Genomic DNA, 16,086 nt, shown 5'->3' with positions numbered 1-16,086 from the left:
CCGTCGACGAAAGGACCGCACTCCATGACTCGTCGTACCACTCTCACCCTCGGCGCCGCCCTGGCGCTGGGCGCCGGCCTGGCCGCACTCCCCACCCAGGCCCAGGCCGCCACGGTCGTCGTCAGTACCTCGGCCGACCTCACCAGCGCACTCAAGAACGCCACCGCGGGCACCGTCATCCAAGTGCGCGGCGGCACCTACTACCCGACGGCCACGCTCCAGTCGACGGCCAACGGCACCTCGTCGAGCCCGGTCACCCTCCAGCCGTACGGCTCGGAGACGGTGAAGATCGACGGCTCGTCGCTCCCGGCCGGCGACTGGATCTTCAAGCTGACCGCCGACTACTGGAACGTCTCCAACATCACCTTCCAGAACTCCCCGGACAGCGCCGTCGTCTGCCAGTCCTGCACCGGCACGAACTGGAACAACATCAAGACCATCAACGGCGGTGACTCCGGCTTCACGCTCACCGGCGACGGCACCGTGAACAACACGGTCAGGAACATCGACTCGTACGGCCATTACGACGCCGCCACTCATGGCGAGAACGCGGACGGCGTGGCCGTGAAGTTCGGCTCCGGCACCGGCAACCTGATCACCGGCGCGCGCCTCTACAACAACTCGGACGACGGACTGGACTTCTGGTCCTTCTCGTCCCCCGTCACCATCGAGCACACCTGGGCCTTCGGCAACGGCAAGAACCGCTGGTCCGACTCGGCCTTCGCGGGCGACGGCAACGGCTACAAGCTGGGCGGCGACGGCGAGGTGGTCGCGCACGTCGTCAACAACTCCGCCGCCTGGGACAACGCCGGCAACGGTTTCACCGAGAACAGCAACACCGGCGCCATCGTCATCAACCGCACCACGGCGTACGCCAACGGAAAGTACGGCTACTACTTCGCCACGGGCGCTGCCCGGCTCGGCAAGAACCTGGCCGTGTCCAACGGCAGTGCCCTGGTCAGCAAGGGCTCCTCGGTCGTCTCGGCGGGCAACAACTGGGACTCCGGCATCGCCACCCCGTCCTTCGTCTCGACCAACGCCGCGACGACGTACAACGCCCGCCAGTCCAACGGCGCACTGCCCGTGACCACCTTCCTGACCACGGGCAGCAGCACCATCGGCGCCACGATGAACTGATCGGAGGCTATCCCCGCACGGGCCTGATCGACCCCAGCGTCGGCACCACCGGCAGAATCGAGCCGTCGGCCGCGAACTCCATGCGGTCGATGGTCGTCTCGCGGTGGGTGCCGTCGCCGCCCGCCGTCTTGGGGCCGTTCAGTGCGAACCGGTGGTAGACGATGTACCAGTCGTCGGTGCCGGGGACGTTCACCACGGAGTGGTGGCCGGTGCCCTTGATGCCGTACTCCGGGCGCTTGGACAGGATCGTGCCCCGCTTGGTCCACGGGCCGAGCGGGGACGGTCCCGTGGCGTACGCGACGTGGTAGTTCTCACTGCGGGTGTCGTCCTCGGACCACATGAAGTAGTACGTGCCCTGCCGCTCGACCACGAAGGATCCCTCGCGGAAGTCCGCCTGGGTGATGTCCTGCACCTTCGTCGCGTCGAACGACACCATGTCGTCGTTCAGCGGGACGACGTATCCGCGCCTGTTGCCCCAGTACAGGTACGTCTGGCCGTTGTTGTGTGTGTAGACAGCCGGTCATCATACGGCGCCCGTGACTGCCCCTTGACGCCTCAAGGGCTTGTCGAAGCGTCCTTGAAGGCCTGGCGGGGCAGTCCACGGCGGCGATGCCGGTCTGCTGCTCGGCGCAGAATTGAAGTTCTCTCCTGGACGAATCCGGGAGATTCTCCCCTGGATCGCTCCGGGGAGTTTGACAGGTCATGCCTGTCCAGCGACGACCCTTCCGGCCGCCGGAGCAAGTGCGAGACTCGCTCGGATAGTTGAGGACGTGGCTGCCACCCTCGACCATGACCGAGTGTAGCAGGTTCTTCACGTACAGATATGGCGGTGCTCTTCTGAAGGCAAGTCGCGGGTGCGCACCGCCTCGACCGTCCAGGTGCGGCTCGTACCGTCGGCGGCCGTGACGGTGTACGTCTGCGGCGTACGGAAGTCACGCCGCGTACCCGACCGCGGGCTGGCCGCCGCGCCCTCGTACACCCACAACTCCGTTGCCAGGTGGGCAAGATCGGCGTGCGGGTCCATCGGCAGGACCACCCTCGACGCGGACTCGGTGACGACCGCGTATCCCTTCTGTCCCTTCGCCGTCGCGTCCACGACCGAGGTTCCGCTCACCGGGTACGCGGCGAGCAGGCGGTCGTACTCCGCCTGTGTCACCGGCATCACGGTGCCGTGCCGCGGGCTGGCCGGCAGTTGGTAGTCGGTCGACATCGTCCACTCGCCGGAGTCGAGGTCGGTCGTCTCGAAGGGGACATAACCGCGGCCGCCGTACTCGTCGATGAACAGGTACCACTTGTTCTCGGTGTTGGACTTGAAGACCGTCGGGCCCTCACCGCGGTCGATCGAGCCGCTGCCGATGCAGTCGGAGACGAAGTCGTACGACGTGTCGGTGAGACTGGTCGACTTCTCCCCGGTGATGAACTTCGAGCAGGGGCTGGACGAGCTGGGGTCGCGTTCGTCCTTGGTGTAGCGGTAGTAGCTGCCCTTGTCCTTGATGACCGTCGAGTCGATCACCGAGTAGCCCGGGTCGTCCCAGACCTTCGGCTTGCTGAAGGTGCGGAAGTCCTTCGTGGTGGCGTACAGAATCTTGTTGTACGTCGATCCGGTGTGGTCCGGGTCGTCGTCCGCGTAGAGCTTGGAGGCCCAGAAGACGACGTACTCACCGAGCGTGTCGTCCCAGTAGGCCTCGGGCGCCCACGTGTTGCCCGCCGAGTCGGGAGCGACCTTCACCAGGCGCTGGTCGGTCCAGTTGACCAGGTCGGTGGACTCCCAGATCATGATCGACTTGCTGCCGTGCCGCTGGACGTGGTCCCAGCTGCCGCTGGAGCTCTGGTACATCTTCAGGTCGGTGGCGATCAGATAGAACTTGTCGCCTTCGGGGGAGCGGATCACGAACGGGTCGCGCAGCCCCTTCTCGCCGATGGTGGAGGTGAGCACCGGCTGCCCGGCGTTCAGCTCACGCCAGTGCAGCGCGTCGTTGCCGCGGCTGAGGGCGTAGCGGATCTGCTCGCCGTCGGCGGTGCCCTCGCCGGTGAAGTAGGCGAAGAGATAGCCGGCGTACTTCTGCTTGTTCACGGGTGGTGCTCCGGAGTGTGCGGGGCTGGGCGGCGCCGCGAGCAGGCCCAGCAGCAGGGCGAGGAGGGGGGGCCAGGGGGATCAGGAGCGTGCGGGCGGTGCGGGATCGCATGACACATCCTGTGGGAGTCTGGTGGATTCTGTGGGGTGAACTGGCTCCGGAGTGTTGTCACTTGGGGACCGTGCGTCAATTGGTGCGGGCGGGGTGCGGGCGATCGAAAATTTCGATCGCTTTCGTGCGGGCCTTGGCAACCTTTCCGTTCGAGGCGGCGACCAGGAAGCAGAAGCGGGCCGGGGCGGCCCCTCCGGCCCGCTTCGCTGCAGCAGCACCCCCATTTGCCTAGGAAAGGAACGCCCCGTGCGTCAGAGCATCGGACGCCACCGCAGGACCCGCACGCTTTCGATCGCCGCCGCGGTGGCCGTCGCCGCGGGGGCGGGTGGCGTCTTTCTCGGCCTCTCGGACAACGGATCGGCGCAGGCCGCCTCCACCACGGTCACCGTCTCCACCACCGCCCAGCTCCAGACGGCCGTGGCGGGCGCCGCAGCCGGTACGACCATCCAGGTGCGCGGCGGCACGTACTACCCGACGGCCACCCTCAAGTCCACGGCGAACGGCACGAGTGCGGCCCGGATCACGCTCGCCGCGTACGGCAGTGAGAAGGTGAAGATCGACGGCTCCAAGCTGGCCGCCGGCTCCTGGCTGGCCGGGATCTACGGCGACTACTGGACCGTCCAGAACATCACCTGGCAGAACTCTCCGGCGCAGGGCTTCGTCGTCACCTCGTCCGTCGGTGGCGTCTTCAAGAACCTGGTCACCGCGAACAACGGCGACTCCGGCTTCACCTTGCGCGGCGACGGCACGACGAACAACCTCGTGCAGAACCTCGACAGTTACGGCAACTACGACGCCGCGGGCCACGGCCAGAACGCCGACGGCATCGCCGTCAAGTTCGGCTCCGGCTCCGGCAACAAGATCACCGGCGCCCGCCTGTACAACAACTCGGACGACGGCCTCGACCTCTGGCAGTTCTCCTCGCCCGTGACCATCGAGCACTCCTGGTCCTACGGCAACGGCAAGAACCGCTGGAACGACAGCGCCTTCGAGGGCAACGGCAACGGCTACAAGCTCGGCGGCGGAGGCGTCACGGTCGCGCATGTCGTCAACAACAACGCGGCCTGGGACAACACCCTCAACGGCTTCACCGAGAACTCCAACCCCGGTGCCATCGTGCTCAACCGCAACACCGCGTACGCCAACGCCGAGGCCGGCTTCTACTTCGCCACCGGCAAGGCGCGCCTCGCGCGAAACCTCGCCGTGAGCAACAAGGGCGGCCTGGACAAGCTCGGCCCGTCCACCGTTTCCGCGGCCAACAACTGGGACAGCGGCGTCTCGACTCCGTCCTTCAAGTCGACGGACGCGACGACGGCGTACGGGGTCCGCTCGTCGAGCGGTTCGCTGCCGGCGACGACGTTCCTGACGACGGGCTCCACGACGATTGGCTCCACGATGAACTGACGCCCGCCGCGATTCGGCGAGTGAGCCGAAGGGGCGCGCCGGTGTCGAGGGGGCGAACGCGCGGAGGCCCGAAGGGCTGAGCACGATCGGCCCCTCGACACCGGCTGTAGCGCCCCGGAGGCGAACCGAGCCCTAAAAAGAGGAGTCACTCGTAGCTGATGTCGGACGTCGTGAACTTGCAGGTCTTGCCGTCCGGGCCGGTGCTGAGTTCGGTGGGCTCCTTGCCGGTGTTGTTGCCCTGGAAGCTGACGCATGTCTTGATCTTCTTCTTGCTGTCCCCGTGGATGCGGATGTTGCGCAGCGCGGCCGTGTCGCCGTAGTTGGCGTTGACGCCGACGATCGCCTTCATCGGCGCCGTCACATCCACGTCGTTGATGATGATCGTGCGCTTGTACTGGGTCTTGCAGTTGCCGCAAGAGCGCACCAGCTTGCCGGAGTTCTCGACCTGGAACTTGCTGACGACGAGCTTGCCCGCGCCGTTGAACTGGAGCACCTTGTCGTCGGCTCCCTTGGCACCGCCGCCGTAGACCGTGTACACGGCCGACGACGACTTGCCCTTGAAGCTGGCCGCGTCCTCGCCGACATCGAGCCACCACACGTTCTGCAGCGTGCAGCTGCCCAGGCAGTGGACGCCGTCGGCGGCGGGGGTGCCGATGATGACGTTCTTGAGGGTGGCACCGTCGGCGAGCTCGAAGACCGGGTCTTGGCTCTCGTCCTGGCCGGAGGTACCGAGGGCGCCGCTGCCGTAGAACTTCGTCAGCTTGCCGTCGTACGTGTCCGACACCGGGATCGTCTTCGAGACGGCCTTGCTGCCCTTGGCCGTGGGCCAGACGGAGCTCGCGCCCGCCGTGGTCAGCATCGACGTGGTGACCAGCGCTGCTCCGGTGAGGCCGAGGGCGGTGACGCCGCCGATCACGGCACGCCGCTTGGTGACCCGGCGGCGGTGTCGGACGCGCTGTTCAACTCGTGCAGTCATGACGCGGTTTCCTTGCGTGGAGGAGACAGGTGCGTCTGATGGTTGCCGCAGGTGAGGAAAGGGTTGCCGCGTCCGAAGATTTTTTACCGAGGTGACCGGTGGCTACGAGTCGCCGTCGTCGCTGGTGTTGGTCGCGAAGTTGCCCGCCACGCTCCGCTGTTCGTCCGCCGTCCGCGCGCTCGCCGAGTAGCTGTCGTCCTTGGCGTCCCGGCCGCCGCGCGTGTGGTCGTACTGGCCCGCGAACACCCACTCGCCGGCAGCGAGGGTGCGGCCGTCCTTGAGCACCCAGGTGTAGACGAGGAAACCGTCCCGCTCGACGACCGTCGTCGTGAAGTCGCTCTCGGGCGCCGAGCGCCAGGAACCCGCGTCGCTGACCCCACCGGTCTGCTTGATCTTCAACTCGACGGTGAGCGAGGTGACTTGCTCGGTGTTCTTGAGGGTCACATTGGACTGCGCCCAGAAGTCGTTGCTGTGCGGATCGATCGAGCCGTCGGACCACAGCGAGCCGTCCTGATGACCCGAGGCGGGTGCCTGGGGGGTTGCGGCGGGCGCGGAGCTGGGGGCTTTCGGGGTGTCCGAGGGGGGCGAACTCGGCTTCTCCGAGGGCGACTTCGACCCACCCGAAGTGTGGGTCGGCTGCGGTGGGACGGGCGCACGGCTCGTCGCGTCCGGCGAGTCGACCGGGGTCGGCGGCACCGAGACCGTCTGCTGCGGCCGCTGGTCCTCCTTGACCGCCGAGGCGACCGCGTAGCCGCCCACCGCGAGGACACCCGCGACCGCGGCCGTGGCGCCCACGACCCGCGCCCAGCCGAGCATCGGCAGACGCGCCGCACGTCGGGGGCGATACTCGGTGGCGCCGGACATCCCGCGCTCGACCCGGGCCAGGATGCGCGCGCGGTCGGGCTCGTGCGCCTCGGCCGCCTCGTGCAGCCTGGCGCGCAGCTCGTCGTGCACGTCCTGCGCCTTCCTCATCGGGCCCTTCCTCCGGCTCCACCCGTGGGCAGCACCCCTGCGTGCACCCGCATCGGGGCCTCTTCGGTGCCGAGGAGCCGCTTCAGTTCGGCCATGCCCTTCGACGTCTGAGACTTAACCGTACCCACGGAAACACCGAGGGCGAGAGCCGTGTCCTTCTCCGAGAGATCGAAAGCATGCCGTAGCACGACACACGCACGCTTACGGAACGGCAGTCTGCGCAGCGCTTCCTGAACATCGACCTTGCCCGGTACGTCGGGGTTCTCGGTCTTGTCCTCGCGCTGTGACCAGAACAGCGTGATCCGTCGGCGTTCGCGCACCGCGCTGCGGATCCGGGTTTTGGCCAAGTTGGCGACGACCCCACGGGCGTACGCCACCGGGTGGTCGGCCGCGCGCACCCGGTCCCAGCGGTGCCACAGGGCGAGCAGCGCGTCGGCCGCCAGATCGTCGGCGGCGTCCGCCTCGCCCGTCAACAGGTGGGCCAGACGCGAGAGTTCGGCGTAGTGCTGCTCGAAGAAGGCGTGGAACTCCACGGAGGCTGCGTCGTCGACGACAGTGCCCACGGGCTACCTCTCCTTGCTGCGGCTCTGAGCAACCGGTGCGGGTGCGTGCGTATACGGCCCCATGCGTCACCTGTGAAGAAAGGGTTTTCCGGTGGGGCAAGATGCGAGAGCGTACCAGCGTTCCGTACAGGCCTTCGAACGACGTGGGGCAGGCCGAACTCGATTCCGTAACACGGGGAAAACCTGCCCGCGGTTCAACGCGGGAACAATCCAGCCAACATCCGCACACCCCAGCACGCAGGTTACGAGGAGTATCGCCATGTCCGAAACCCAGAAGGTGGCCGACCGGCCAAGTGCCGCACCACCAGCGGCGAACAGCGTCGACCGGTTCTTCAAGATCTCCGAACGGGGCTCCACCTTCGGCCGGGAGATACGCGGCGGATTCGCCACGTTCTTCACGATGGCCTACATCCTTGTCCTGAATCCCATCATCCTCGGCAGCGCCAAGGACAAGTTCGGCCAGCAGCTCGACGCCGTCCAACTGACCACCGCCACCGCCCTGGTGGCCGCGGTCATGACGATCATCATGGGCGTCGGCGGCAACCTCCCGCTCGCCCTCGCCGCGGGCCTCGGCCTCAACGCGGTCGTGGCCTTCCAGATCGCCCCGCTGATGAGCTGGGACGACGCGATGGGCCTGATCGTCCTGGAGGGCCTGCTCATCTGCGTGTTGGTGGTGACGGGCCTGCGGGAAGCGGTGATGCACGCGATACCGCAGCCGCTGAAGCAGGCGATCAGCGTCGGCATCGGCCTGTTCATCGCCTTCATCGGCTTCGTCGACGCCGGGTTCGTCACCCGCATCCCGGACATCGCGAACACGACCGTACCCGTGCAACTCGGCGGAACGGGAGCGCTGGCGGGCTGGCCGGTGCTCGTCTTCTGTCTCGGCGTGCTGCTGACCATCGGGCTGCTCGCGCGCAAGGTCAAGGGCGCGATCCTGATCAGCATCGTGACCATGACGATCGTGGCGATCGTCATCAACTCCATCGCCGACATCAAGAGCTGGGGCCTGACCACGCCGGAGGTCCCCGACGACGTCGTGGCCTCGCCGGACTTCGGACTGCTCGGTCACTTCAGTCTGTTCGGCGCGTTCGGCGAGGCCGGCGCGATCACGGTCGTCCTGCTGATCTTCACGCTGATCCTGTCGGACTTCTTCGACACCATGGGCACGGTCGTCGGCATCAGCGCCGAGGCGGGGCTGCTGGACGAGGAGGGCAAGGTCCCCCACCTCGGCCGCGTGCTGCTCATCGACGGCGCGGCGGCGGTGGCCGGCGGCGCGGCCTCGGCCTCGTCCTCCACCTCGTACATCGAGTCGGCGGCTGGCGTCGGCGAGGGCTCCCGTACGGGCTTCTCGAACCTGGTCACGGGCGGCCTCTTCGCCCTCGCGCTCTTCCTGACCCCGCTGCTCACGATCGTCCCGCTGCAGGCCGCCGCCCCGGCCCTCGTCGCGGTCGGCTTCCTGATGATGACCCAGGTCAAGCACATCGACTGGGACAAGTACGAGATCGCCATCCCCGCGTTCCTGACGATCGCGGTGATGCCGTTCACGTACTCGATCACCAACGGCATCGGGGCGGGGTTCCTGGCCTACGTCCTGATCAAGACGGTGCTGGGGAAGGCGAAGGAGATCCACTGGCTGCTGTGGGGGGCCTCGGCGCTGTTCCTGGTGTACTTCGCGATCGATCCGTTGCAGCAACTGCTCGATGTGTAGGGAGTAGCGGTCGGCTGCGGATTGTTCGTGGCTGACCGCGCCCACGCGGCGGAGCCGCACATGTCACAGCCCCGCGCCCCTTACGGGGCCCGAGCACCCGATAGGGGCGCGGGGAACTGCGCGACCAGCCACAGGCGACCCGCAGCCGACCGACGACCCGCGCCGCTCAGTCCGCCAGCGCCACCCGCATCATCGCCTTGGCCACCGGCGCAGCCAACCCGTTGCCGCTGACCTCCGACCGGGCCGCGTCCGACTGCTCGACCATCACCGCGACGGCGACCTCCTTGCCGTTCGAGTCGGACTTCGCGTACGACGTGAACCAGGCGTACGGCGTCTTGCTGTTGTTCTCGCCGTGCTGGGCCGTACCCGTCTTGCCGCCGACGGTCGCGCCGGCGATCTGCGCGTTCGTCCCGGTGCCGTCCGTGACGACCGTCTCCATCGCGGACTGCAACTGCTCGGCGGTCGAGGAACTGACGATCTCCTTCGTCTCCGTGCTGTCGTCGTAGTCCTGCACCACATTGCCGTCGGAGTCACTGGTCTGCGACACCATGTGCGGCGAGACGAGCTTGCCGCCGTTGGCGATGGCAGCCGACACCATGGCCATCTGGAGCGGGGTCGCGGTCACGTCGTACTGGCCGATGCCGGTCAGCGCCGTGAACGCCTTGTCCATGTCCGAGGGGTACACGCTCGTGTACGCCCGCACCGGCACGTCCTGCGTCTTGTCGTTGAAACCGAACTTCTCGGCCATCGCCTTGACTTTGTCCTGGCCGAGGTCGACGGCCATCTTCCCGAAGACGTTGTTGCACGAGTACTGGAGCGCCACGCGGATCGAGGCGTTCTCGCAGGGCGCGTTCGGGTTCTCGTTCGTCAGCTCCCGGGTCGTGCCGGGCGGCGTGTACGGGTTCGGGCTCTCCGTCTCCGCATCCACGTCCGAGTACAGCCCGTTCTCCAGCGCGGCCGCCGCGACGACCAGCTTGAACGTCGACCCCGGCGGCAGCGGCTGGCGCAGCGCCCGGTTCGTCATCGGCTTGTCCGAGTCCTTGGTCAGCTTCTTCCAGGCGGCGCTGTCGCCGGTGCTGAGCCGCGAGGGGTCGTACGACGGCGTGGAGACGACCCCGAGGATCCTGCCCGTGGTCGGGTCGATCGCGACGGCCGCGCCCTTCTTGTCCCCGAGCGCTTCGTACGCCGCCTTCTGCACGTCCGGGTCGATCGTCGTGACCACGTCACCCGCGGCGGCACGCTTGCCCGTGACCGTGTCGAGGGGGTCCTTCAGCTGGTTGTCCGTGCCGTCGAGCAGGTCCTGGTAGATGCCCTCCAGCTGGGTCGCCCCGAACACCTGTGAGCTGTAGCCCGTGACGGCCGCGTACAGACTGCCGTCGGTGTACGTGCGCTTGTACTTGAGGTCGCTCCCCGTCGTCTGCGCGGAACCGGTGATCGCCTCACCGGCCACGATGATGTTCCCGAGCGGGTTCGCGTACTGCTCGATCGCGTTCCGCCGGTTGTCCTTGTCGTCCGCGAGTGCCTGGCCGTTGTAGAACTGCACCCAGGTCGCCCTGATCAACAGGGAGAGCACGAGCAGCAGAGTGAAGACGGCGGCACGCCTGATCGTCTTGTTCATCCCATTCAGGGGGACGAGCGGGGCCGGGCGAATCGTTCCCGGCCCCCGGATTTCTCATGCGCCCTTCATGAGCCCTGCCTACGGCTGGTCACAGTCGCCGGGTCGCGAGCGTCAGCCGGTCGCGGGCGTCGAAGAGGGCGTCCTTGACCATCTGCTCGTGCGCCGGCGTCAGCCGGGCCACCGGGACCGAGCAGCTGATCGCGTCACGGGCGGGGGTGCGGTAGGGGATCGCGACGCCGAAGCAGCGCAGCCCCAGCGTGTTCTCCTCACGGTCCACGGCGAAGCCCTGCTCCCGCACCTGGTGCAGCTCCTCGATGAGCTTCTCCCGGTCGGTGATCGTGTGCTCGGTGAGGGCGGGGAGCGTCTCGGGCAGCATCTTGCGGACCTGCTCGTCGGTGTGCGTGGCGAGCAGTGCCTTGCCGAGCGAGGTCGAGTGGGCGGGAAGGCGGCGGCCCACCCTGGTGAAGGGGCGCAGATAGTGCTGGGACTGGCGGGTGGCGAGGTAGACGACGTTCGTGCCGTCCAGGCGGGCGAGGTGGATGGTCTCCGTCGTGTCGTCCGAGAGCCGGTCCAGGGTGGGCCGGGCCGCGGCGACCACCTCGTCGCCGTCGATGTACGAGGTGCCGACGAGCAGGGCCCGTACGCCGATGCCGTACCGCGTGCCCGTCGCGTCCGTCTCGACCCAGCCGAGCTCCACGAGGGTGCGCAGCAACATATAGAGGCTGGACTTCGGATAGCCGACGGCTTCCTGGACCGCGGCCAGGGAGTGCATTCCGGGCCGGCCGGCGAAGTACTCGAGCAATTCCACGGTCCGCACCGCGGACTTGACCTGCGCCCCGCCGCCTGTCTCGGCTGCCGACATCGCCCTTGACCCTTTCGTTCGACGGGAAATAGTCTCCAACAGCATATTCACCATCAGAGACAGTGTTCAGCATATCGAACGCGCTGGTGAGTGACACAAGAACTGCGGCATTACATCTGGAGGGACCCGCGGTGTCAGCAGCACCAGTCTGGAGTGTCGACCCCCGAAACGGGAAGCAGCGCGAGCAGGTTGCGGTGGAGGCCACGGCCCAGGAAGTGGACGAGGCCGTCCGCGCCGCGCACGCCGCCCGAGGCGCCCTCGCCGACCGCACCGTGCGTGCGGCCTTCCTGCGCACCGCCGCGGACCTGCTCGAAGGGGCCAAGGAACAGCTCGTCGAGGCCGCCGACGCGGAGACCGCGCTCGGCCCGGTCCGGCTCACCGGCGAACTCGCCCGCACCTGCTACCAATTGCGCGCCTTCGCGGGCATCGTCGACGAGGGTGCGTTCCTCGACGTCGTGATCAACCACCCCGACGACACGGCGACCCCGCCGATCCCGGACCTGCGCCGCTACAAGGTGCCGCTGGGCGTCGTCGCCGTCTACTCCGCCTCGAACTTCCCCTTCGCCTTCTCGGTCCCGGGCGGCGACACCGCGAGCGCGCTGGCGGCCGGGTGCCCGGTCGTGGTCAAGGCGCACCCCGACCACCCGGGGCTCTCCGAGCTGGTCGCGGCCGTACTGCGCCGGGCCGCTGCCCAGCACGACATCCCGGCGGGTGTCGTCGGTCTCGTGCACGGCTTCGAGGCGGGCGTCGAGCTGGTCAAGCACCCGCTGATCACGGCGGCCGGCTTCACCGGTTCCGTCCGCGGCGGACGGGCGCTCTTCGACGCGGCGGCCGCGCGCCCCGTACCGATCCCGTTCCATGGCGAACTCGGCTCGCTCAACCCGGTCGTCATCACCGAGGCCGCGGCGGCCGAGCGGGCCGAGGCGATCGGCGCCGGGCTCGCGGGCTCGATGACGCTGGGCGTCGGCCAGTTCTGTGTGAAGCCGGGCCTGGTACTGGCACCCGCGGGCGCGGCGGGGGACCGCCTGCTCAAGTCCCTCACGGATGCCGTCAGCGACACCGACGCGGGCGTGCTCCTGGACCACCGCATGCGCGACAACTTCATCGCCGGGGTCGCCGAGCGCGCCGAACTCCCCGAGGTGGAGGCACCGGTGACTCCAGGCTCGGGCGGTGACCACACGGTGAGCCCCGGCTTCCTGACGGTCCCCGCGCAGAAGCTCGCAGCCTCCGGTGAGCACGACCTGCTCCTGGAGGAGTGCTTCGGCCCGCTCACCGTGGTCGCCCGCTACGAGGACGAGTCCGAGGCCAGCGCGGTCCTCTCGCGCCTCCCCGGCAACCTCACCGCGACCGTCCAGCTCTCCACCGAGGAGGCGGCGGGCGAGGGGCGCGGCGCGGAGATCCTCGCCGAGCTGACGCCGCTCGCCGGGCGCGTCCTGGTCAACGGCTGGCCGACGGGTGTCGCCGTCGCCCCGGCCCAGCACCACGGCGGGCCGTACCCGGCGACCACGTCCACGTCGACCTCCGTCGGCGGGACGGCGATCGAGCGGTGGCTGCGGCCGGTGGCGTATCAGGGTGCCCCCGAGGCGCTTCTTCCGCCGGAGCTGCGGGACGACAACCCGCTGGGGCTGCCCCGCCGGTACGACGGCCGACTGGAGCGGTAGGGGTCGTCAAGGGCGCGGCACTGACCTGAGAGACTCACTCAATGGATGTCGAACTCCCCGAACTCCCTTTCCCTCTCCGCACGTACGGGCCCGACGGGCACTGGTCGTACGAGGACGGGATGCTCACCGGCTGGGCGGGTCCTCGCCAGGACCGCTTCGTGCCGCCCACCGGTGAGGCGCTGGACCCGGCCTCCGACGCACCGCGCCTCCTTGGTGCGCCGGAGGGCGACTTCCAGCTGATCGCCCGCGTCACGGTCGGCTTCGCGGGTTCCTTCGACGCGGGTGTCCTCTACGTCCACGTGGGGGAGCGGGCCTGGGCGAAGCTCTGCCTGGAGTACTCCCCGGATGTGGCCACCGTCTGCACGGTGGTCACCCGGGGGCACTCCGACGACGCGAACTCCTTCACGGTGGAGGGCAGTTCCGTCTGGCTGCGGATCAGTCGGACCGGCCGCGCGTTCGCGTTCCACGCCTCCCGCGACGGCGAGAAGTGGACCTTCATCCGCCTCTTCACCCTGGGTGACGAGAAGGAGACCTCCGACGCGCTCGTCGGCTTCATGACGCAGTCGCCGTTGGGGGAGGGCTGCGTGGTCACGTACGACGGAATCGAGTTCCGCCCCAACTGGCCGAAGGACTTGAGGGACGGCAGCTGATCTCGCCCCCGCCGCCCCTACCCGTCCTATCCCTGGGGGCTCCGCCCCCAGACCCCCGCCTTCGCCCGAAGGGCTCGTCCTCAAACGCCGGACGGGCTGGATATCCCCGGCCGGGGTGTGATCTTTCAGCCCGTCCACCGGATACTCGTAACTGGTAGTTCTGTGACAGGGCTGAAGGGACCCCGCCCGCCACATGGCCGAACGTCACGACTCGGCGGAAGAGGCCATGACTGGTGCGTCCGGTGTGGCGCAGACACCAGTCCTGCGCCGTTTCTTGCTCTTCCCGCGAGCCAATTTTCGTCGCAGCCAGGTGTCACGCAGAAGGCTTCGAAGGTGACTCCGCCTTCCGGTTCATGACGGATCGTGTGGGGGGCGTAGCGCAGAACGGCACGGCTCATGCGGACGCCTCAGCGGGTTGTACGGAGCTGTCGTCGGCTTCGTCGTCCTCTTCGTCTTCGCTGCTCTCGGGCACGGACAGGCGAAGTCCTCGGCTCTGTGCGATCCGCAGTGCGTCAGTCAGACACTCCGTCAGACGCAGCAGCGTGTAGCGCACCTCGGCATGTGTGGACATGGGGTCGTCCAGCACCTTGGATGCTTCCGTGAGTGTGTCCGCGCCCAGGGCGAGCTGCGCGGCTTCGAAGTCGTCGGCAAGCCGGGACATGAACCCGCCTTCGTCGTCGGTGCTCAGCAAGCATCGCTTGCCGTCCTCTGTTGTCCAGGGCAGTAACCGGGGTCGGTGTCCCGACGACACATCGGCAAGGTCACGCCGCTGCTGCCGGTCGCTGTCCGTTCTCTGCATCGCTTCGGCCCCCTCTACTGGTTACTCGGTAGAGGGAACCTACGGGCGCTCGGAAGCTCAATCCATGTGCTCGCAGCGGTAGTTCAGCGCCTTGCGCGACCGATCTACCACGCTCCGTAGCGTCTACCCGGCAACCCGAAGATGAGCCGCCATGCTGCGTATGTCTTCCGTCAGCGTCCGCTTGCGGGTCTTGAGGATGTCCGCCATCACGCGCCGGGCCATGGGCTGATGGGTCATCCACTCGCTGGACGTACGGCGGATGCGGGTCAGCTCATCCATGGCGTCTTGGTGCGACCCGAGCACGACGTGAGCGCGGGCAACGTCCAGCCGGTGACGGCCCCAGTTGTTGGGGCTCAACGTCCCGTAGTTCCGTACCGCTTTGGCGCTCAGCGGTCCGTCATCGGCCCGACGGAGCACGCCCCGCGAATCGCCGATCAGCGACAGGTCTTCTACGGCTTTCGCCTCAACGGTGACGGGACCGAACGCACCCCAGTGAGAAGGGAAGTCGAGGTGTTCACCGTCCAGCGCGCCCCCGGCGGTTCGTGCCATCCTGCGGGCTTCCTGCGCTACGTCCGGCCGGTTGTTGCGCACTGATGCCGCCGCAACCCTCAGCCACAGTTCACCCCACACAGCGAGGTTCGCGGGTGTTGCTCCGGACATGCGCGGTTCGATCTCCGCTGCCGTCTGCGCTGCAAGCTGTTCGGACTCGTCGAATCGGTCCTGTCGTAGCAAGAGCCAGCACAGCCCCACAACTCCCGTTGCCGCCAACTGGGTCTGGCCGGTCTCGCGGGCAAGGCGGATGGCCTCAGCGAGCGCGAAATAGGCCATGTCGTACTGCCGGACCTGAGTCAGGTACTTGCCTGTGAGCAGCAGCGCATGAGCCCGCGCGATCGTGGCGTGCTGTTGCTCCTCGCCTTCGAGGGCGGCAACGGCGGCCTCGGAGGAACGCAGCAGGTCGGGCAACTTGCGTGCTACAGACGTGTACCGGTCCGCCTGGTAGAGCGCGTGACCGTCCTGCACGCCTTGGCGGATGGCGGACAATTCCCCGGCATCACCGGGTTCAGAAAGGGGCACCGAAAGCCCGACGGGAGGCATGAGAGCCCGCCTCAGCTCCGCCAGGTAGCGACGGTTCGCCTCATCCTCCTTGCCAAGTACGGACTTCGGGGCTTCCGTGGCGAACAGGGCAGACGTCGAGACCCCCAGCGCGCGGGCAAGGGCAGCAAGCGTGTCCATGCTGACGTGCCCGCCTTGCTCTGCCTTGCGCACGGTGCTCAGCGAGAGATCCGCCGCTTCAGCCAAGCCCTCTTGGCTCAGTCCAGCCGTACGGCGGAACTTCCTGACGTTGTCTGCCAACCCTGTGGACATCGACACTCACCTCACGTCAAGCGTATGCCCCCGCCGTCGACGGGCAACTCTGATCAGTCAAGCCGGACCGCTCGCCAGATCATCTGATGCGCCGCCAGAAACGGAGAAAGCCCCGCACTCAACTCCCTCGGACAGGGAAGTGAGTACGGGGCTTTACTGTCAGCGCTGTCAGCCGTTCACAACAC

The 16,086-nt window shown here is 67.8% G+C and carries 12 protein-coding genes and 2 pseudogenes; 5 read left to right on the top strand and 9 right to left on the bottom strand.

Features of this window, described 5'->3' with window-relative positions; all coding sequences use genetic code 11:
• The first annotated feature begins 24 nt into the window (after nt 1-24).
• The gene (locus tag AB0D57_RS22775; protein WP_362075774.1) at nt 25-1,137 is read left to right on the top strand and encodes a pectate lyase; all 1,113 of its coding nucleotides are present in this window, start codon (nt 25-27) and stop codon (nt 1,135-1,137) included.
• A 7-nt stretch (nt 1,138-1,144) separates the two neighbouring features.
• Here AB0D57_RS22775 and AB0D57_RS22770 read toward each other — a convergent pair.
• Nucleotides 1,145-1,772: pseudogene (locus AB0D57_RS22770) on the bottom strand (family 43 glycosylhydrolase); the annotation flags it as partial.
• A gap of 215 nt (nt 1,773-1,987) precedes the next feature.
• Nucleotides 1,988-3,323 (bottom strand): annotated as a pseudogene (locus AB0D57_RS22765) (glycoside hydrolase family 43 protein); the annotation flags it as partial.
• 246 nt (nt 3,324-3,569) lie between these two features.
• On the opposite strand from AB0D57_RS22765, the gene AB0D57_RS22760 reads away from it, so the two are divergent.
• Nucleotides 3,570-4,727 (top strand): right-handed parallel beta-helix repeat-containing protein, encoded by a 1,158-nt coding sequence (locus AB0D57_RS22760; protein ID WP_362075771.1) that lies wholly within the window; start codon nt 3,570-3,572, stop codon nt 4,725-4,727.
• 145 nt (nt 4,728-4,872) lie between these two features.
• On the opposite strand, the gene AB0D57_RS22755 is transcribed toward AB0D57_RS22760, so the two are convergent.
• The 3 genes from AB0D57_RS22755 to AB0D57_RS22745 form a co-directional block, all read right to left on the bottom strand.
• On the bottom strand, nt 4,873-5,703 hold the full coding sequence (locus AB0D57_RS22755; protein WP_362075768.1) for a pectate lyase: 831 nt from the start codon (nt 5,701-5,703) through the stop codon (nt 4,873-4,875).
• Between the two features lie 102 nt (nt 5,704-5,805).
• Nucleotides 5,806-6,675, bottom strand: a complete 870-nt coding sequence (locus AB0D57_RS22750; protein WP_362075765.1) for a hypothetical protein — start codon at nt 6,673-6,675, stop codon at nt 5,806-5,808.
• Nucleotides 6,672-7,238, bottom strand: coding sequence for a SigE family RNA polymerase sigma factor (locus tag AB0D57_RS22745; protein ID WP_362075762.1), 567 nt, complete (start codon nt 7,236-7,238; stop codon nt 6,672-6,674). The genes AB0D57_RS22750 and AB0D57_RS22745 overlap by 4 nt, the downstream gene beginning before the upstream one ends.
• Before the next feature lie 259 nt (nt 7,239-7,497).
• Here AB0D57_RS22745 and AB0D57_RS22740 point away from each other — a divergent pair, with 259 nt between their 5' ends.
• On the top strand, nt 7,498-8,946 hold the full coding sequence (locus AB0D57_RS22740) for an NCS2 family permease (protein WP_362075759.1): 1,449 nt from the start codon (nt 7,498-7,500) through the stop codon (nt 8,944-8,946).
• Between the two features lie 166 nt (nt 8,947-9,112).
• Here the strand turns inward: AB0D57_RS22740 and AB0D57_RS22735 are convergent, their stop codons facing one another.
• Together AB0D57_RS22735 and AB0D57_RS22730 are read right to left on the bottom strand one after the other, a co-directional pair.
• On the bottom strand, nt 9,113-10,564 hold the full coding sequence (locus AB0D57_RS22735) for a penicillin-binding transpeptidase domain-containing protein (protein ID WP_362075756.1): 1,452 nt from the start codon (nt 10,562-10,564) through the stop codon (nt 9,113-9,115).
• An 88-nt stretch (nt 10,565-10,652) separates the two neighbouring features.
• The gene (locus AB0D57_RS22730) at nt 10,653-11,426 is read right to left on the bottom strand and encodes an IclR family transcriptional regulator (RefSeq protein ID WP_362075753.1); all 774 of its coding nucleotides are present in this window, start codon (nt 11,424-11,426) and stop codon (nt 10,653-10,655) included.
• Between the two features lie 131 nt (nt 11,427-11,557).
• Here AB0D57_RS22730 and AB0D57_RS22725 point away from each other — a divergent pair, with 131 nt between their 5' ends.
• Both AB0D57_RS22725 and AB0D57_RS22720 read left to right on the top strand, forming a co-directional pair.
• The gene (locus AB0D57_RS22725; RefSeq protein ID WP_362075750.1) at nt 11,558-13,087 is read left to right on the top strand and encodes an aldehyde dehydrogenase (NADP(+)); all 1,530 of its coding nucleotides are present in this window, start codon (nt 11,558-11,560) and stop codon (nt 13,085-13,087) included.
• Nucleotides 13,088-13,128: 41 nt separating this feature from the next.
• Nucleotides 13,129-13,737 (top strand): DUF1349 domain-containing protein, encoded by a 609-nt coding sequence (locus tag AB0D57_RS22720; RefSeq protein WP_362075747.1) that lies wholly within the window; start codon nt 13,129-13,131, stop codon nt 13,735-13,737.
• 394 nt (nt 13,738-14,131) lie between these two features.
• Here the strand turns inward: AB0D57_RS22720 and AB0D57_RS22715 are convergent, their stop codons facing one another.
• Together AB0D57_RS22715 and AB0D57_RS22710 are read right to left on the bottom strand one after the other, a co-directional pair.
• Complete coding sequence (locus tag AB0D57_RS22715; RefSeq protein ID WP_362075744.1) at nt 14,132-14,428, bottom strand: hypothetical protein; 297 nt, start codon at nt 14,426-14,428, stop codon at nt 14,132-14,134.
• Nucleotides 14,429-14,659: 231 nt separating this feature from the next.
• Complete coding sequence (locus tag AB0D57_RS22710; protein ID WP_362075741.1) at nt 14,660-15,901, bottom strand: helix-turn-helix transcriptional regulator; 1,242 nt, start codon at nt 15,899-15,901, stop codon at nt 14,660-14,662.
• Nucleotides 15,902-16,086: the final 185 nt, after the last annotated feature.

The organism is Streptomyces sp. NPDC048275, assembly GCF_040652275.1.
Classification (GTDB): Bacteria; Actinomycetota; Actinomycetes; order Streptomycetales; family Streptomycetaceae; genus Streptomyces.
This window is presented reverse-complemented; position numbering and strand designations above follow the sequence as displayed.